Genomic DNA, 18,835 nt, shown 5'->3' with positions numbered 1-18,835 from the left:
ATGGCTGTATTAGATGTTGTGAAAGCAGGTCATCCCGTTTTAAAACAAGTGGCGGAACCTGTAGAACATGTTAATAAAAAACTTAGAGTCCTTATCGATGATATGGCTGAAACTATGTATAAGACTGAAGGAGTTGGTCTTGCAGCACCTCAAGTGGCTGTAGCTAAACGTATTATCGTTGTAGATGACCAATCTGGTAGTGGTCTTATTGCGCTAATTAACCCTGAAATCACTCATGCTGAAGGTTCTCAAGTTGGACCTGAAGGATGCTTAAGTGTGCCAGGATATTTCGGAGATGTGGAACGATTTAATAAAGTCACCGTTGAAGGTATTGATCCACATAATAAGAAGGTAACTATAAAAGCTGAAGGTTTTTTGGCGCGTATTTTCCAACATGAAATTGATCACTTGGAAGGTCATTTGTTTATTGAAAAAGCAACTAACTTACGATTAATTACTGATCATCCAGAGGAGAAAGAAATTGTCTGATAATAAACAATTACGCATCGTTTTTATGGGGACACCAGACTTTTCTGTGCCTACCTTAGAGGCTTTGATTCAAGCTGGTCATTCTATTGTCGGTGTGTATTGCCAGCCTGATAAACAAAAAGGGCGTGGTAAACAAGTTCAAATGCCCCCTGTAAAAGTAGCTGCTTTAGAGCATGACTTGCCTGTATATCAACCAGTCACTTTGCGTGATGAACAAGTGAGAGCCGAATTAGAAGCATTACAACCAGATGTAGTGATTGTTATTGCGTATGGTAAAATTTTACCTCCTTGGCTTATTCAATTGCCGCAATATGGTTGTATTAATGTTCATGCCTCTATTTTACCTAGTTATAGAGGCGCTGCGCCAATTCACTATGCAATTCTTAATGGAGACTCTAAAACGGGTGTTACCATAATGCATATGGATGATGGACTTGATACAGGTGATATCATCGACATTGTGGAGACAGATATTTTACCCGGTGAAACGACAGGACAGTTATTTGAACGTATAGCTGTACTGGGGGGTGAAACTATAGTACCTGTATTAACTCGTTGGGTTAATGGAGAAATTGTGGCTACACCACAAGATGATACAATGGCTACACATACTACTAAGATTACAAAGGAAATGGGGCAGATCGACTGGTCTAAGCCGGCTAATGAAATTGCAAACCTCATTAGAGGACTTAATCCAGCACCTGGATGTTATACATATCTCGATGGAAAACGTTTAAAAGTATGGTCTGGAGAAGTGGTTCCCAGTGATACGACTCACTGTTTGATAGATGTTCATGGTAAACATGTACCAATTGCTATATCAGCTACAACTGTGCCTGGTACAATCGTATCTAAAATAGCCGGTTTAGGTGTATTTTGTGGTGATGGAAATATAATTCTATTAACAGAAGTCCAACCAGAAAATAAAAAACGCATTTCTGCAATTGATTTTATAAATGGTCATCAAATAAAGGAAGGTATCGTTTTTGGGGACTCAATATAAGCAGTACGAAACGTATCCGTTATACTTGATTTTATCAACTGTTACATGTGCTTTGCTCACAGCAGTACTAGCCTTTCTAATGTATATATTAGAACCAGGACTTTTACAATTGCATCCATTTGCATCAATTATAAGTAGTGTAGTTATATCTATACTTATTGCTATTATATGGATTTTGTGCTTATCTTTAATTGTTGCTAGCACAGGTATTATACGGTTACATCCTATTGTTTTAAGACTAGCCAATCAGTTTATTTATGGATTATTTCCATTAACTTTGGCGATTGGTAAGGTGAGAGGGGTTACTAAGGATCAACTCCGCCAGTCTATGATTGATTTAATCAATCATTTAGTAATGTTAGATATGTATACGGTAGATCCAGAACGTATATTATTATTAACTCCTCACTGTTTACAAGAAAGTTCGTGTGTTCATAAGGTTACACATGATGTATATAATTGTAAGCAGTGTGGGCGATGCCAGGTTGGTAATTTGTTGCAAGTGGCTAAGGACTATGGTTGTCAATTTATAGTTGTCACTGGAGGCACCTTAGCGCGGATGAAGGTAAAGGAAGCACGCCCAAAAGCTATTGTAGCAATAGCTTGCGAACGAGATTTAGCAAGTGGAATGGCTGATGTATTTCCCATCCCAGTTATTGGGGTATTAAATGAACGTCCTAATGGGCCATGTTGTAATACAACAGTCGATTCTGAACGTGTTCGAGCAGTAGTAGAACAATTGATTGGTAGGAATAGTAATGATAGAGGTAAAGACTAATCAACAACAAAATATTCGATTGCTCGCTGTAAAAGCATTGAGTGAAATTAATCGCAATGGTGCTTATGCAAATATAAAGTTGCAAGAGTATTTACAGAAATATCATCTATCCGATTTAGATCGAAGATTCTTTACTGAACTTGTGTATGGAGTCATTCGTAGAAAAAATTACTTGGATGCTATTATTGTTTTCTTTGCAAAGCGCCCCTTAAAGAAACTATCTTCTATGGTTGTGGAAATTCTTAGACTTGGTATTTATCAAATTATCTATATGGATAAGGTTCCTGAAAGTGCGTCTGTTAATGAATCTGTTAAACTCGCCAAAAAGCTAACTAGAGGTTTATCTGGTTTTGTAAATGCTGTTTTACGTTCGGTTTTACGTGAAAGTGATAGCATTTCTATAGGTGAACTAGCTAAGTCCGAAGCTGAAGAAATTTCCTTTATCTACAATCAACCATTATGGCTTGTCAACTTATGGATAAAAGAAATGGGAAAAGATAAGACCGTAGATCTTTGTGCTTGGTTTAATGAACAACCTCGTTTGACGGCTCGCATAAATACAGTGAAAGTATCTATTGAGGATTGTTTAAAAGAATTAGAAGATTTAGATTGGATTGTAGAACAGGATACATATATTCCTGAAGTAGTTTATATTGATGGACATCAAGGTCATTTAGAAAAAGCCAAACCTGTTTTAGATGGTCATATTACTTTTATGGATAAAGCATCTATGTTAGTAGCCCATGTGGTGGATCCTCAACCAGGAGAGCGTATCTTAGACTGTTGTGCTGCACCAGGTGGCAAGTCTATGCATATGGCAAGTCTTATGAACAATACAGGAGCTATTATGAGTTGTGATATTTACGACCATAAATTAGAACTGATTAATCAAAATGCTGAGCGATTAGGTGTATCTATTATTTCTACTAAGCTTCAAGATGGTCGTTATCTACCTGATAATTGGAAAGAACAATTTGATCGCGTCTTAGTTGATGCTCCTTGTTCTGGTCTAGGTATATTACAAAAGAAATTAGATATGCGTTGGCGTAAAACAGAGTCTTTACTTATCGAGTTGCCGCCGTTACAGCTTGAAATATTAGAAAAAGCTTCTGAAATGGTTAAGGTTAATGGATATTTAGTATATTCCACATGTACTATGAATAGTGGTGAAAATGAAGCTGTTCTAAATAAATTCTTGGCAATTCATAAGAACTTTATCATCGATCCTGTATCATATAAAGGGGCACCACAAGCTATAGATGGTATGATTACAACCTATCCACCGCGAGATCATATGGATGGTTTCTTTATGGCTCGCATGAAACGCTTATCATAATATAAGAAATGGAGCACCATGATAGAATTATTGGGTAAGTCTTTAGAAGAATTACAATCTATCTTTAAGACCCATAATATACAAAAGTTTCGAGCGAAACAGTTAATTGACTATATCTATCATAGATATATTTTTGATTTTGAAGACATGACACAATTTCCGAAAGACTTGCGTCAATGGCTAAATGATAATTGTGTTATTTCTTTACCTACATTAATTACAGAGTCTATTGCCCCTGATGGAAAGACTCGCAAAATTCTTGTAGAGATGACAGATCAAAGTCGTGTGGAAGCAGTTTTGATGGAGCAACACTATGGGTATTCTGTATGTGTTTCCTCTCAAGTGGGGTGTGCTATGGGATGTGTATTCTGTGCTTCTACACAAGGTGGCTTATACAGAGATTTAACAGTCGCTGAGATTATTGGACAAGTTGTCATATTTGGGGCTCTTACTAAAGAGGAAATACATTCTGTTGTCGTTATGGGCGCAGGGGAGCCGTTACAAAATTATGATAATGTATTACAAGCATTACAACTACTACATGATCCTATGATTTGTAATATTAGTTATCGTAAGATGACGATTTCCACTTGTGGTTGGGTTCCTAATATTTATAAATTAGCTGATGAAGGTTTGCCAATAACCTTAGCACTTTCATTACATGCTACAAATAATGAAGTTCGTCGTAGTATTATGCCCGTTGGGGCACGTTATGAATTGACGGAAGTCTTAGATGCGGTAAAATACTATTATAATACGACACAGCGTCGTGTTACCTTTGAGTATATTCTTATAGATTCTTTAAATGCATCTATGGATGAGGCTCATGCTTTGGGGAAAATCTGTAAAGATTTCCCAAATTGTCATGTTAACTTGATCCCAGTTAATGGCAATGAACATATTGAATTATATAAACCATCTATTACGAATATGAATACATTTAAAGACATCGTCAGTTCCTATGGTGTATCAGTAACGGTACGAAAGGAAATGGGCGATGCAATCCAAGCCGCATGTGGGCAGTTAAAGGCTGCTCATGGTCGGAAAAAGGAGAATCATGAATAATTTTGTTGGTTTAAGTAAAATTGGGCTTGTGCGCCAGCGTAACGAGGACCGTTTCTTCATTGATGGCCATATTTGTGCTGTTACTGATGGCATGGGTGGTTATAGCGGTGGTGAAATTGCAAGTACCTATGCTGTAGATGAAATAAAAGAATATTTGTCCTCCCTTGAAACGATAGGTCAACAAGACTTATGTGATGCTATTATTCACGCTAATCAACGTATTGTAAATCGCGTTGCTTGTGAAGAACGTCTTGCTGGTATGGGTACTACCGCTGTAGTTACAGCTATAAATGGTAATCAACTTTACTGGGCAAGTGTTGGTGATAGTCGTTTGTATGTATATAGAGATGGTCATTTACGACAAATTACTACGGATCATTCTATGGTACAAGAATTATTAACAGCTGGAGAGATTACAAAGGATGAAATGCTAAATCACCCTCAACGGAATTTATTAACTCGCGCAGTTGGTGTTGATGAAATCTTAGAGGTTGATAGTGGCGTAGAATCTATTCTTCCCGGTGATCGTATTTTACTTTGCACTGATGGATTAAGTGGCTATGTATCCGATGATGTAATTGCCTCTGCATTACAATCAACGGATGATGATATGTTGGTTATTGAATCATTGATGGAAGCTGTATATGAAGTCGGAGCAGGAGATAATGTGACCATTGTGGTGGGAACAATCTAATCTAGAAATGGAGAAATAATGAGTACTATGAATATAAAAGGCATACTTCTAGATAACCGCTACCGAATTGTTGATAAAATTGGCGTTGGTGGAATGGCTGATGTATACCTTGGAGAAGATACCTTACTAGGTAGACAAGTAGCAATAAAAGTATTGCATGCTAATTTTGCAAATGATGATGAATTTGTGACTCGATTTAAACGAGAAGCACAAGCGGCAGGTAAATTAAATCATCCAAATATTGTAAATATGTATGATGTAGGTTTTGATCAAAATCTACATTACATTGTCATGGAATATGTAGATGGTGAAACCTTAAAAAAATATATAACTCGTCATGGAAGACTGTCCATAGATGAGGCTGTTAAATTTACTATCGCCATAGCTGAAGGCTTAGAACACGCGCATACAATGGGCATTGTTCATTGTGATATAAAGCCACATAATGTTATTATTACCAATACGGGGCGCGTTAAAGTAACTGACTTTGGTATTGCTCGTGCAATAAATGCAACTAACACAGTTATGTATACGAATTCGATTTTGGGTTCAGCACACTATTTATCACCAGAGCAAGCTAGTGGTAAACCGGTAGACGGCAATACAGATATCTATTCTCTGGGTGTCGTATTGTATGAAATGCTTACAGGTCGTGTACCATTTGAAGGGGAAACGCCAATTGCGGTAGCATTAAAACATGTTCGTGAGAAGGTAGAACCTCCAACACGATATAATCCATCAATTCCTCCGCTTTTAGAAGCTGTTGTTATGAAAGCATTATCTAAAAATCCTGCTGATCGATTTGATTCTATCTCTGATATGATCAGTGATTTGCGATTATCTCAAGGTTTTACGATGGGCAAAACACAACGTCATGAACCATATGACTTTGCTACACAAATGATTCCTGCTGTTGATCCTGAAGCACTTGAAGATCTTAGTACGATTCAAGAAGAACGAAAAGAAGAGGGTAAAAAGAAGAGTATGTTAAGTAAAATTGCATCGATTCCACAAAAATACATCGTTCTAGGTGCTGCTGTCATTTTCTTAGTAGCATTTTTAGGTGCTTTCTTAAGCTACGGTAATTTCTGGAGTAATACAACAGTAGATGTACCTAATGTGGTAGGCAAACAAGTTTCTGTAGCAAAAAATATCTTAGAAGATAAACATTTGCGTGTGTCTACAAGTGAAGTCACAAATCCAGATGTGCCAGCTGGTCAAGTTATTTCTCAAACTCCTGGAGCTGGAGAGAAGGTTAAAGAGCAACGAACAATCCATCTTGTGGTTTCTAAAGGTGTAGGCGATATTACGGTGCCAGATTTAACTGATTTAACTGTGGATCAAGCCCGTCAACGACTTAAAGATTTAGGTTTAGTTGTGGGGAAAATAACACAGCAATCTGTAGATGGTAAAAAAGATGGTGTAATCATTGCTCAGAGTCCTTCCGGAGATTCTAAAGTGTCTAAAGGGACAACAATTGATCTCGTTGTAAATAAAGCGAAGGCTAAGAAAGTCAAAGTACCTAATCTTGTTGGTATGACATTAAAAGATGCTCGTGATACATTGAGTAATATTCAACTAGGTGTAAACCAAGTATCTGGATCTGTGGAAGAAAAATCTGTGGTTATAGAGCAAAGCATTAAAGCTGGCGATGAAATTGACGAAGGCTCCACATTAAATCTTACGACTGAGTTCAAAGATGATAAAAAGAAATCTGATAAAAAAGATGGAAACAGTGGTAATAAAACAACTGGTACTATAGATGTTACTGTACCAGCTGGTTCTAAAAATCAAGAACTTAAAATTGTCGTAAAAGATGATGAAGGTTCCGCAGTAATTTATGATGATACCAATAAACCTGGAGATCGTATTGTTCGAAAAGTGTCCGGTGTAGGTAATGTACGTATTGAGGTATACCTCAATGGTGCATTAGTGCAAGAAACTGCATTATAAGAGGTACTATGATTACAGGCATTGTTGTCAAAAATATGAATGGGTACTTTTATGTACAAGATGATACGGGCACCATTCATGAATGTAAGGTTCGTGGCAGACTTAAGAAAGGTCGTTATAGTTTACTTGTGGGTGATCGCGTTACGATTTCGGAGGATGGGTTCGTTGAATCCATCCATGGACGTCATAATTCGATGGTACGTCCAGCAGTAGCTAATATTGACCAAGTTGTATTAGTTGTGGCTACCCATGAACCAGATATTAATGAGCTATTACTTAATAAAATGCTCGTTATGATTGAACATGCGGATATACCTATCGTGCTATGTATCAATAAATGTGACCTGATGGATTCAGAGACGGAAACTATGGTTGATCTTTATAAATCAATTGGTTATAAGGTTTTGATGACATCCACATATAATATGACAGGCATCGATGATTTACGTCATGTGCTTCAACATAAGGTAACAGCTTTTGCAGGTCCATCTGGTGTTGGTAAGAGTAGTCTTTTAAACGCAGTAGACCCAAAATTCGCCTTCCGGACTGGGGAGGTAAGTGATAAGATTAAACGTGGCAAACATACTACTCGTCACGCTTCTTTATATAGTTTAGATGCAGATTCTTTTATCATGGATACACCTGGATTTAGTGCTATTGAATTTAATGATGTTTCTCTTGAAAGATTGCCTACATTATTCCCAGAATTTGGTGAATATGTTGATACTTGTAAATTTAGTCCTTGCTATCATGAACATGAACCCATTTGTGGGATTAAAGCTGCTCTAGAAGCTGGTCATATTCATCAAGGACGATATGATGCTTATATGTCTATACGTAATGATATAGAAAGTCAACGAAAGAGGTTTTAATATGATAAAAATTGCACCATCTATGCTTTCCGCAAATTTTGCGGTGTTAAGTGAGGAATTAAAATCTATTGAAGCAGCGGGGGCTGATTTATTACATATCGACATCATGGATGGACACTTTGTTCCTAATCTAACCTTTGGTGCTCCCATTGTGAAAGCCATTCGTCCATATACAAAATTACCATTTGATGTGCATTTGATGGTTACTAATCCTGGTGATTATGTAGAAGAATTTGCAAAAATTGGTGTAGAATATTTTACTTTTCATCAAGAAACTGTACCTCATATGCATCGTTTGATTCAACATATCAAGCAGTGTGGGATGAAGGCTGGTGTAGCATTGAATCCTAGTACACCTGTATCTCTACTAGAAGATGTAGCTGCAGATTTAGATATGATTTTAATTATGTCTGTGAATCCAGGATTTGGAGGACAATCTTTTATTAAGAATGCAATAAAAAAAGTTAAACAAGCTAAGATATTGTTAGAAGAAGTAGACAATTCAACGGCAGTCATTGAGGTAGACGGTGGTATTAACGATATTACTTGTGTACCGATTAAAAGAGCGGGGGCTACAGTTTTAGTTGCTGGTTCTGCAGTATTTGGTGCTGAAGATCGTGCAAGTATGATTGAATCCATTCGCAATAATTAAATAAATATTTTCATAATATTCTATAATTCAAATTTGAACATAAAATCGTACATCAATAAGAAAGAGAATGTATTTAAAATAAGGAGTGAGGAATACTTAAAGAATTCCTCACTCCTTGCTTGCTTTTGCCATGATTTTTTGTTAGAATTATTAGGTATGAAAAATATGCACGTCAGTGGACTTCGGTACTGTGCCTAATTTTGGGTGACCCGAAGGATGAAGCGGCGGAGGTTAATTAACAGGAGGTGCCACAATGGCAGTAGTATCAATGAAACAATTATTAGAGGCTGGTGTACACTTTGGTCATCAGACTAGAAGATGGAACCCTAAAATGGCGAAATTCATCTTCACTGAACGCAATGGTATTTATATCATTGATTTGTCTAAAACAGTTAAAAAAGTAGAAGAAGCTTACAATTTCTTGCGTGAAGTTGCTTCCCAAGGCGAAGTAATCTTGTTCGTAGGTACTAAAAAACAAGCTCAAGAAGCTATTAAAGAAGAAGCTATCCGTGCTAACATGTTCTTCGTTAACGAACGTTGGTTGGGCGGTATGTTGACTAACTTCAAAACAATTGAAACTCGTATTAAACGTTTAAAACAATTGGAAGCTATGGCAGAAGACGGTACTTTCGAAGTATTGCCTAAAAAAGAAGTTATCGGTCTTCGTCATGAAATGGATAAATTGGAAAAATACCTTGGCGGTATCAAAGATATGCCTAAAATGCCAGGTGCTCTTTTCGTAGTAGATCCTAAAAAAGAAAAAATCGCTATTGCAGAAGCTAAAAAATTGGGTATTCCTGTAGTTGCAACAGTTGACACTAACTGCGACCCAGACGAAGTTGATTTCCCAATTCCAGCAAATGATGACGCTATTCGCGCTGTTAAATTGTTGGCTGGTAAAATGGCTGACGCTGTTCTTGAAGGTCGTCAAGGCGAATCCTTTGAAGAAGCATTAGATAACATGGTAGCTGACTCTGCTGAAATGGTTCGAGACGGTAAAGCTTAATCGTTGTCGTATTAGCATTTGAAAGATAAATCTATAACATATATAATTGGGGTAAGGACTATATCCTTACCTTAATTAATACTAGGAGGAACAAAATAATGGCAATTACTGCTGCTTTGGTAAAAGAATTGCGCGACATGACTGGCGCAGGTATGATGGACGCTAAAAAAGCATTGGTTGAAACTGACGGTAATATCGATAAAGCGGTTGACCTTCTTCGTGAAAAAGGTTTGGCTGCGGCAGCTAAAAAAGCTGGTCGTATTGCAGCTGAAGGTGTAGTACAATCCTACATTCATGCTGGTGGTCGTATCGGTGTTTTAGTGGAAGTTAACTGTGAAACTGACTTCGTTGCAAAAACTGATGATTTCCAAAATTTAGCACGCGACATCGCAATGCAAATTGCAGCTGTAAATCCTACATACTTGAACCGTGAAGAAGTTCCTACTGAAGTAATTGAACACGAAAAACAAGTATTATTGGAACAAGCTAAAGTAGAAGCTGAAGAAGACGTTAAAGCTGGTCGTAAACCAAAACCTGAAGCTGTTTTAGAAAAAATGGTTGCAGGTCGTATTGAAAAATTCTATAAAGAAAATTGCCTATTAGAACAAGTATTCATTAAAGATGGCGATAAAACTGTTACAGACATCATTAATGAAAGTATTGCAAAAATCGGTGAAAACATCAACGTACGTCGTTTTGTTCGCTATGGTTTAGGTGAAGGCATTGAAAAACGCCAAGATGACTTCGTAGCAGAAGTAATGGCATCTGTTGGTAAATAATTAATAAACAATAAGAGAACACCGTACAGTGTTCTCTTATTTTGCAATAGAGGAGTAAAAATATGGCAAAAAGAAAGTTTCGACGTATTGTTTTAAAGTTGAGTGGTGAAGCATTAGCAGGTGAACAAGGTTTTGGTATTAATCCTGATGTTGTTGAAGAATTTGCAAAAGAAATTGCTGCTTTAGCAAAATCCACTGATTTAGAAATCGCGATTGTTGTTGGTGGCGGTAACCTATGGAGAGGTTTAGCTGGTAGCAATCAAGGTATGGATCGTGCTACTGCTGACTATATGGGGATGCTAGCAACAGTGATGAACTCCTTAGCATTGCAAGATGCATTAGAGCAAGCTGGTGTAGATACACGTGTTCAAACAGCTATTGAAATGCAAGAAATTGCAGAACCTTATATTCGTCGTCGCGCTATTCGTCATTTAGAAAAAAAACGTATCGTTATCTTCGGTGCTGGCCTTGGTAAACCTTACTTCTCTACAGATACAACAGCTGCATTACGGGCCGCTGAAATTGAAGCCGATGCTATTTTAATGGCAAAGAAATTTGCAGATGGCGTATATGATTCTGACCCTAAGACAAATCCTAATGCTGTTAAATTTGATGAATTAACATATAACGAGATTATCACAAAAGAATTAAAAGTAATGGATGCTACATCTACAACTTTATGTAAAGATAACAATATTCCTATTATTGTATTTAGCATGGATATTCCTGGTAATATTACAAAAGCTGCTAAAGGTGAAGAAATAGGGACCATTGTTCGAGGAGAATAATTCATATGGAAATTAAAGAATTGTTACAACAAGCAGAAGACCGCATGAATAAGTCTATTGAGGCTTTAAAACATGAATTCGCATCTATTCGTACAGGCCGTGCTAGTGTAGCACTACTTGATAAAGTAATGGTTGATTACTATGGAAGTCCATCACCCATTAATCAAGTTGCGAATATCTCCGTGCCTGAACCTCGCATGATTGTGATTGCACCTTGGGATAAAACAATGATTGGTGCTATTGAAAAAGCAATTTTACAATCTGATTTAGGTTTGAACCCTGGTAATGATGGTGCACAAATTCGTTTAAGTATTCCTCAATTAACTGAGGAACGTCGTAAAGAAATCGTTAAAGTAGTTCATAAAAAGGCTGAAGATGCAAAAGTTGCAGTGCGCAACATTCGTCGCGATGTAAATGAAGCATTAAAAAAAGAAGAGAAAGCTAAAACGATTACTGAAGATGATGCTAAAGACGGTTTAGATCAAATCCAAAAGCTTACCGATGCTAAAGTTAAGCAAATCGATGAGTTAAAAGTAGTAAAAGAAAAGGACGTATTAGAAGTATAATGTTTGATTCTAATAGCCTTATTGGAATACCATGGCAGCTTGCAAAGTCTCGTTTGCAGGCTGCCCATATTCCTTTTAAGGTAATGATTGGTGGATCCTTTAATCGCTTCTTTGAAATTTCAGATAAAGGATTTTATGTGGCACGTATTACAAAGGTTGATGAGTGCTTGCATATACTACTATATAGACCAATGATTGCCAGCGACTTCGGAAATTCTATCGAGGTAGACTATGCTAAAGAAATTATTTAACCGTAAACGTTCTGATACGCCTGTCATTGATCGTAATATAATTCCACAACATGTTGCTATTATTATGGATGGTAATGGACGATGGGCTAAACGCAGAGGCATGCCGCGCTCCATGGGGCATCGTGCTGGTGCAGATGTATTAAAAGAAATTGTTATGGCCGCAGATGAGATCGGAATTAGAGCTCTTACGGTATATGGTTTCTCCACGGAGAACTGGAAACGTCCTGAACAGGAAGTTTCTTTACTTATGTCTCTCATAAAAGAATACTTAAATAATAATGTTAAGTATATGCATGAACATAATGTACGCATTCGATTTATTGGTTTTATTGGAGGGCTTTCAGAAAACCTACAAAAAATCATTCAAGATGCAGAATTATTAACTCAGAATAATACAGGCCTCACATTACAGTTAGCGATTAACTATGGTGGGCGTGATGAAATAGTTAGAACTATCCGCGACATTGTAAAATCCGTTGCGGATGGCGTTATTACAATGGACAAAATTACTGAAGAATATGTAAGTTCTCAATTATTCACTAAAGAGTTTAGTGATGTAGATTTATTAATTCGTCCTAGTAGTGATTTTAGAATTAGTAATTTTTTGTTATGGCAACTAGCGTATGCTGAATTTTGGTTTACCGATTTGCATTGGCCAGATTTTACTAAGGAAACTTTACTTGAAGCTGTGGCGGCATATCAGAAACGAGAACGCCGATTTGGTGGCTTATGTGATGAGGAATAAAAAATGTTAAAAACACGTGTTATTACCGCTGTTATTGGTTTTATTATTGCCTTAGGGGCCATTACATTTGGTGGATTAGTATATGATGTGCTAATTACACTTTTAGCTTTATTAGGGTGGCGTGAGTTTGTATTACTTGGTAAAGCTAAACGTGTTCGGATATCCATTATATGGGGATATATTAGCATTTTATTGCTAATGATTGCTCTTGCATGTCATCAGTATATTATAGCTATAGCTATTTTAGTATTAAGTTTATTTGCCAATTATATGTTGTGTACATTTGGTGAAAGTAAGTACTCGATGTCTAGTGTATCCTTTAGTGTATTTGGTTTATTATATATTGGTATGGGTATGACTTCATTACTCTTGATTCGTCATGACTCAATTTACATGGATTTATCAATGCCTTTTGAACTATATAACTGGGGCACTATTACACTTTGGTTATTATTGTTTACTACTTGGGCTAGCGATACCTTTGCATACTTTTCAGGTCGAGCTCTTGGTAAACGTAAAATAGTACCATCCATTAGTCCTAATAAAACACTAGAAGGTTTTATTGGTGGATTTATCGGCTGTATCCTTACAGGTGCAGTATTTTCGTATATCGTTGGCATTCCTTGGTGGATGGGAATCCATGTAGGTATGATTAGCGGTATATTAGCACCATTAGGTGATTTGTTTGAATCAAAGATTAAACGACTATGTAATGTAAAAGATTCTGGTACATTATTACCAGGTCATGGCGGTGTATTGGATCGCTTTGATAGTTTATTATTTGCGGCTCCCATTACATTAGTATATATATTGCTATTTTCGTACTAATTTTATAGAGGTACACTTATGAAATACCTAAGTATTATCGGCAGTACTGGCTCAATCGGTACACAGACGCTTGATGTGGTGTCTCAACATCCAGATCAATTCAAGGTGGTTGCCTTAGTGGCACATCATAATATTGACCTCTTAGAACATCAGATTAAAGAATATAAACCTTTGGTGGCTGGTCTTGTAGATGAAGGTGCTTTTAAAGAATTACAAGCACGCTATACAGGTCCTACAAAATTGATAGGTGGTAAGGAAGCCCTCATTGCAGCAGCTACAATTCAAGAAGCAACAATGATTGTTACTGCTATTGTAGGTGCTGCGGGAATTGAGCCTACAGTGGAAGCTATAAAACAAGGGAAGACTATAGGTCTTGCTAATAAAGAAACTCTTGTTGCTGGAGGTCCATTAATTACGGCTTTAGCTAAAGAACATGGCGTGCAAATCCTACCTATCGATAGTGAACATAGTGCTATATTTCAGTGCTTAGAAGGACAGAAACGTGACAATGTTGATTCTTTAATTGTCACTGCTTCTGGTGGACCTTTACGCACATGGGATTCTAGTAAAATTCAAACTGCAACTGCTGCAGATTGTTTGCGACATCCTACCTGGAATATGGGTAATAAAATAACTATAGACTCTGCCTCTTTATTCAATAAAGGCTTAGAGGTAATAGAAGCTCATTGGTTATTTGGTTTTGATTTTGATCATATTGATGTAGTAGTACATCCTCAAAGTATTGTTCATTCTATGATACGTATGAAGGATGGTGCGATATTAGCGCAAATGGGTAATCCAGATATGCGCGAGCCCATTCAATATGCTTTGACGTATCCCAAACGTGAAGTTTTAAGTATGAATCATCTTGATTTTAGTCAAGCACTACATTTGGAGTTTTTACCTCCACGGTATGACGATTTTCCTGCACTTCGACTTGCGTATGAGGTGGGACGTGCTAGTGGATTTAAACCTGCTGTATTTAATGCAGCTAATGAAACGGCAGTATATGCCTTTTTAGAAGATAAAATCGCCTTTGGTGATATTTATAAAGTCGTTACTTCTGTTCTTGAATCTATGGGACCAGAAGATGATTTTACATTAGATAATTTATTATCCATCGATAGATGGGCCCGTGAAAAGGCAACATCGTTGATGTTATAGGAGAATATATGATTACGGCATTAGCCACAATATTTGTATTTGGTTTAATTGTGTTTATTCATGAATTAGGCCATTTTATTACAGCTAAGATGTCAGGTATGCAAGTTGATGAATTTGCTATAGGTTTTGGTCCAGCCATATTTAAAGTACAAAAAGGGGAAACTTTATATTCTATTCGTATAATTCCTCTTGGAGGATTTAATCGTATTGCTGGTATGACACCTGACGAGCCTCTTAATGAGCGCTCCTTTTATAATAAACCTGCGTGGAAAAAATTTATTGTTATTTCTGCAGGGGCTGTATTTAACTTTATATTAGCCATTGTACTTTTCTTTGGCCTAAATGTGACTGTAGGAAATCTTACATATACAAATGAACCTGTAATTGGTAACATTATTGCGGGTAGTTCTGCAGAACAGGCTCATTTAGAAGCTAACGATAGAATTATTACGATTGATGGTAAAAAAATTAGTACTTGGGATGATATTCGTCCTAGCTTACAAGGCACAGCAAACCATGGTGTAACTGTTGTTGTAGAGCGTGAAGGACAAACTATAGAGACTACGGTAATACCTAAAATGGAACAAGATAGTCCTAAGATTGGCATCTACCCTAGCTTTACTCGTGAAACATATAGTATTGGTGAATCTTTGAGCCTTGCTGTTAGTCGGACGGGGCAAACTATTGTTGCTATGGTCAGTGGGATTTACGATATGATTCGTGGCACACAAGCAGCCGAATTATCTGGTCCAGTAGGAATTTCCCAAATGGCAGGTACTATTGCACAATCAGGATTTGCACCACTATTAAGTTTTGCTGCATTCCTTAGTATTAACTTAGGGGTTATTAATCTTTTACCATTACCTGTTTTAGATGGTGGTCACTTGATTATTATCTTGGCGGAAGCTATAACAGGCCGTAGATTACCTGCTAAAGCTCTTATGTATATACAAATGGTTGGGGTTGCCTTAATGGTAGCATTATTCTTATATGTAACAACGCAGGATATTTTCCGTTTACTATAAGACAGATGGGAGATTACAATGATTGTACGTAAACCAACAAATGGTATCTATGTAGGTACAGTTAAAATCGGCGATTATGCACCGGTAAGTATTCAATCTATGATTACTACGGATCCAGTACATACAGAGAAGGCAATTGCAGAAATTAATCATTTAGCAGAGGCTGGTTGTGAACTGGTTCGTGTCGCCGTTCCTACAATGGCATCTGCAAAGGCTTTAAAGGCTGTTAGAGCGGGCATTTCAATTCCTTTGATCGCCGATATTCACTTTGATTATAGATTAGCTTTAGAAGCTATTGAAAATAATGTTGATGGATTGCGCATTAATCCAGGAAATATTGGTGGTGAAGATAAGGTTTTAGCCGTTATTGAAAAGGCAAAACCTAAACAAATCCCAATTCGCATTGGTGTTAATGCAGGCTCTTTACCAAAGCATATTCTCGATGCTCATGGAGGACATCCTACAGCGGATGGTATGGTTGAAACAGCTTTAGAACACGTAAGAATTTTAGAAAAACTCGATTATCGTCAAATGAAATTATCCATTAAAGCAACGGAAGTACCTCTAATGGTGGAAGCATATCGTAAGTTATCTGATAAGATTCCTTATCCGTTACATTTAGGTGTAACAGAAGCTGGTACTATTAAACAAGGCACTATTAAATCTGCTATGGGGATTGGTGCATTATTGCTCGATGGCATTGGTGATACATTACGGGTATCCTTAACTGGAGATCCAATTCACGAAATTGAAGTAGGTAGAAGTATTTTAAGTAGCTTAGGATTAAGAAATTTTGGGGCCACTATGATATCTTGTCCTACATGTGGTCGTTGCCAAGTAAATTTATTTGATATGGCTGGTATTGTAGAAGAACGTCTAGCATCCATAAAAGCGCCTATTAAGGTTGCCGTTATGGGGTGTGTTGTAAATGGTCCAGGGGAAGCGCGTGAGGCCGACTTTGGTATTGCTGGTGGTGATGGTCAAGGTATTATTTTCCGTAAAGGGAAAGTTATTAAGACTGTACCAGAAGCTGAATTAGTAGATACATTGTTTAGAGAAATTGACCAATATTTAGAAAATTTAGATGAGGAGTCTTTATGTTAGCCACTAAATTATATGCACCTACATTGCGTGAGGTTCCATCTGACGCTGATGTAGTAAGCCAACAGCTTATGCTTCGCGCTGGTTTTATGCGTAAAACTGCAAATGGTTTATATAGTTTTTTACCATTGGGTTGGAAAAGTATTAAAAAGATTGAAGCTATTGTACGTGAAGAAATGGATCGTGCTAGTGCTCAAGAAATTATGATGCCAATTTTACAGCCTGCAGAAATTTGGAAAGAGTCTGGCCGTTGGAACGCATATGGCGCAGAAATGATGCGTATCAATGATCGTCATGATAATGAGTTTTGTCTAGGACCAACACATGAAGAGATGATTACAACCCTCGTTAAAAATGAGATTAACTCATATCGTCAATTACCAGTCAACTTATATCAAATTCAAAGTAAATTCCGTGATGAGCGCCGTCCACGTTATGGCTTGATGCGTAGCCGTGAATTCATTATGAAAGATGCTTATTCTTTTGATGTAGATGAAGCGGGTTTAGATGAATCCTATAAATCTATGTACGATGCATATACACGTATTTTTACACGTTGTGGTCTTACATTCCGCCCAGTAGAGGCTGATAGTGGTGCCATCGGTGGTAGTGGTACGCATGAGTTCATGGCCATTGCTGAAGCTGGTGAAGCAGATATCGTATATTGTACTAAATGCGATTACGCTGCCAATATCGAAATTGGTAAGCCTGGCATCATAAAACAGGATGAAGAAGTTCTTCAAGAGTTATCCGTTGTAGATACTCCTAATGCTAGCACTATTGAAGCTGTTGCGGAAATGCTAAACTTACCACTACATAAAACTATTAAAGCTGTAGTGTTCTCTATTGATGGTAAAGTGGTATTAGCCATCGTTCGTGGCGATCATGAAGTAAATGAAGTTGCCGTACAACATGCCGTACTTGGTTCTGTAGAGCCTGAGATGGCTACATCAGAAGAATTGGAAAAAGTAGGTTTAACAGCTGGCTTTATTAGTCCTGTAGGATTACAACAAACAGATGAATTTGCTATCGTTGTGGATGAATCTGTTATGGAAACTTACAATGTTTGTGGTGGTGCTAATAAAAAAGATGCTCACTATGTTAATATCAATCCAAAACGGGATTTTAATGTAGAAGACATTATTGTTGCTCCAATTCGTTTGATCACGAAGGACGATGTGTGTCCTAAATGTGGTGGCGCTTTAGAACATGCTAAAGGCATTGAAGTGGGTCAAGTATTTAAATTGGGTACAAAGTATTCTGAAGCATTACAAGCTACATTCTTAGATCAAAATGGTCGTCCTAATCCAATGATTATGGGTTGCTATGGTATCGGTGTATCTCGTACACTAGCTGCTGCTATTGAGCAATATCACGATGAAAATGGTATTATTTGGCCACGTTCTATTGCTCCATTTGAAGCAGTTATTGTCCCAATTAATGCAAAAGACGAAGCATTAATGTCTACCAGTCAAACTATTTATACTGCATTACAAAATGCTGGTGTAGATGTATTGTTAGATGATCGTAAAGATCGTGCAGGTGTTAAGTTCAAAGATGCTGATTTGATTGGTTATCCACTTCGCATTACAGTAAGTAAAAATACTCTTGAGAATAACGAAGTAGAAATTCAAATCCGTAAGTCTGGAGAAGCTCTTCCATGTGCTATTGATTCTGTAGCTGATAAAGTAACAGAATTGCTTCAAAACTTATAATAGAATTGCGATTCTAGTGAATGTT

At 37.2% G+C, this 18,835-nt stretch carries 20 protein-coding genes; all 20 read left to right on the top strand.

The features are described 5' to 3' along the window. The 20 genes from def to FNLLGLLA_RS05325 all read left to right on the top strand — a co-directional run bounded on the left by def (window position 1) and on the right by FNLLGLLA_RS05325 (window position 18,810). Window positions 1-489, top strand: coding sequence for a peptide deformylase (gene def / locus FNLLGLLA_RS05420; RefSeq protein ID WP_156697529.1), 489 nt, complete (start codon window positions 1-3; stop codon window positions 487-489). Further along, the gene (gene fmt / locus FNLLGLLA_RS05415; RefSeq protein ID WP_156697530.1) at window positions 482-1,492 is read left to right on the top strand and encodes a methionyl-tRNA formyltransferase; all 1,011 of its coding nucleotides are present in this window, start codon (window positions 482-484) and stop codon (window positions 1,490-1,492) included. The genes def and fmt overlap by 8 nt, the downstream gene beginning before the upstream one ends. Next, window positions 1,476-2,270, top strand: a complete 795-nt coding sequence (locus FNLLGLLA_RS05410; RefSeq protein WP_156697531.1) for a DUF116 domain-containing protein — start codon at window positions 1,476-1,478, stop codon at window positions 2,268-2,270. Before fmt ends, FNLLGLLA_RS05410 begins: the two co-directional genes overlap by 17 nt. Continuing rightward, a complete protein-coding gene (gene rsmB, locus FNLLGLLA_RS05405; RefSeq protein WP_156697532.1) occupies window positions 2,251-3,606 on the top strand; it encodes a 16S rRNA (cytosine(967)-C(5))-methyltransferase RsmB in 1,356 nt (451 codons plus the stop codon). The genes FNLLGLLA_RS05410 and rsmB overlap by 20 nt, the downstream gene beginning before the upstream one ends. 18 nt (window positions 3,607-3,624) lie before the next feature. Next, the gene (gene rlmN / locus FNLLGLLA_RS05400; protein WP_156697533.1) at window positions 3,625-4,671 is read left to right on the top strand and encodes a dual-specificity RNA methyltransferase RlmN; all 1,047 of its coding nucleotides are present in this window, start codon (window positions 3,625-3,627) and stop codon (window positions 4,669-4,671) included. Then, window positions 4,664-5,365 carry a Stp1/IreP family PP2C-type Ser/Thr phosphatase gene (locus tag FNLLGLLA_RS05395; RefSeq protein ID WP_004697417.1) on the top strand — a complete coding sequence of 234 codons (702 nt, stop codon included), beginning with the start codon at window positions 4,664-4,666 and terminating at the stop codon, window positions 5,363-5,365. The genes rlmN and FNLLGLLA_RS05395 overlap by 8 nt, the downstream gene beginning before the upstream one ends. A gap of 27 nt (window positions 5,366-5,392) precedes the next feature. Further along, the gene (pknB, locus tag FNLLGLLA_RS05390; protein WP_042466902.1) at window positions 5,393-7,318 is read left to right on the top strand and encodes a Stk1 family PASTA domain-containing Ser/Thr kinase; all 1,926 of its coding nucleotides are present in this window, start codon (window positions 5,393-5,395) and stop codon (window positions 7,316-7,318) included. 8 nt (window positions 7,319-7,326) lie between these two features. Then, a complete protein-coding gene (gene rsgA / locus FNLLGLLA_RS05385) occupies window positions 7,327-8,190 on the top strand; it encodes a ribosome small subunit-dependent GTPase A (protein WP_156697534.1) in 864 nt (287 codons plus the stop codon). A gap of 1 nt (window position 8,191) precedes the next feature. After that, window positions 8,192-8,842, top strand: coding sequence for a ribulose-phosphate 3-epimerase (gene rpe, locus FNLLGLLA_RS05380; RefSeq protein WP_101928244.1), 651 nt, complete (start codon window positions 8,192-8,194; stop codon window positions 8,840-8,842). A 253-nt stretch (window positions 8,843-9,095) separates the two neighbouring features. After that, window positions 9,096-9,848 (top strand): 30S ribosomal protein S2, encoded by a 753-nt coding sequence (rpsB, locus tag FNLLGLLA_RS05375; RefSeq protein ID WP_004695687.1) that lies wholly within the window; start codon window positions 9,096-9,098, stop codon window positions 9,846-9,848. 98 nt (window positions 9,849-9,946) lie between these two features. Further along, on the top strand, window positions 9,947-10,627 hold the full coding sequence (gene tsf / locus FNLLGLLA_RS05370) for a translation elongation factor Ts (RefSeq protein ID WP_004695689.1): 681 nt from the start codon (window positions 9,947-9,949) through the stop codon (window positions 10,625-10,627). A gap of 62 nt (window positions 10,628-10,689) precedes the next feature. Further along, window positions 10,690-11,415, top strand: a complete 726-nt coding sequence (pyrH, locus tag FNLLGLLA_RS05365; RefSeq protein ID WP_008713845.1) for a UMP kinase — start codon at window positions 10,690-10,692, stop codon at window positions 11,413-11,415. A 5-nt stretch (window positions 11,416-11,420) separates the two neighbouring features. Beyond that, the gene (gene frr / locus FNLLGLLA_RS05360) at window positions 11,421-11,981 is read left to right on the top strand and encodes a ribosome recycling factor (protein WP_008713847.1); all 561 of its coding nucleotides are present in this window, start codon (window positions 11,421-11,423) and stop codon (window positions 11,979-11,981) included. Then, a complete protein-coding gene (locus FNLLGLLA_RS05355) occupies window positions 11,981-12,232 on the top strand; it encodes a hypothetical protein (RefSeq protein WP_004697100.1) in 252 nt (83 codons plus the stop codon). Before frr ends, FNLLGLLA_RS05355 begins: the two co-directional genes overlap by 1 nt. Next, the gene (locus tag FNLLGLLA_RS05350) at window positions 12,213-12,977 is read left to right on the top strand and encodes an isoprenyl transferase (protein WP_008713849.1); all 765 of its coding nucleotides are present in this window, start codon (window positions 12,213-12,215) and stop codon (window positions 12,975-12,977) included. Before FNLLGLLA_RS05355 ends, FNLLGLLA_RS05350 begins: the two co-directional genes overlap by 20 nt. A 3-nt stretch (window positions 12,978-12,980) precedes the next feature. After that, window positions 12,981-13,805 carry a phosphatidate cytidylyltransferase gene (locus tag FNLLGLLA_RS05345; RefSeq protein ID WP_060919768.1) on the top strand — a complete coding sequence of 275 codons (825 nt, stop codon included), beginning with the start codon at window positions 12,981-12,983 and terminating at the stop codon, window positions 13,803-13,805. A gap of 18 nt (window positions 13,806-13,823) precedes the next feature. Further along, window positions 13,824-14,969 (top strand): 1-deoxy-D-xylulose-5-phosphate reductoisomerase, encoded by a 1,146-nt coding sequence (locus tag FNLLGLLA_RS05340; protein WP_060919769.1) that lies wholly within the window; start codon window positions 13,824-13,826, stop codon window positions 14,967-14,969. An 8-nt stretch (window positions 14,970-14,977) separates the two neighbouring features. Then, window positions 14,978-15,994, top strand: a complete 1,017-nt coding sequence (gene rseP / locus FNLLGLLA_RS05335; RefSeq protein ID WP_008600853.1) for an RIP metalloprotease RseP — start codon at window positions 14,978-14,980, stop codon at window positions 15,992-15,994. A gap of 18 nt (window positions 15,995-16,012) precedes the next feature. Further along, window positions 16,013-17,098, top strand: a complete 1,086-nt coding sequence (ispG, locus tag FNLLGLLA_RS05330) for a flavodoxin-dependent (E)-4-hydroxy-3-methylbut-2-enyl-diphosphate synthase (RefSeq protein ID WP_004695704.1) — start codon at window positions 16,013-16,015, stop codon at window positions 17,096-17,098. Then, entirely contained in the window at window positions 17,092-18,810 is a 1,719-nt protein-coding gene (locus FNLLGLLA_RS05325) for a proline--tRNA ligase (protein ID WP_156697535.1), read from the top strand. The genes ispG and FNLLGLLA_RS05325 overlap by 7 nt, the downstream gene beginning before the upstream one ends. Window positions 18,811-18,835 lie beyond the last annotated feature (25 nt).

This window comes from Veillonella parvula (assembly GCF_902810435.1).
Taxonomy (GTDB): domain Bacteria; phylum Bacillota; class Negativicutes; order Veillonellales; family Veillonellaceae; genus Veillonella.
Note: the sequence above shows the minus strand (reverse complement) of the source record. Positions and strands in the feature narration are given on the sequence as shown.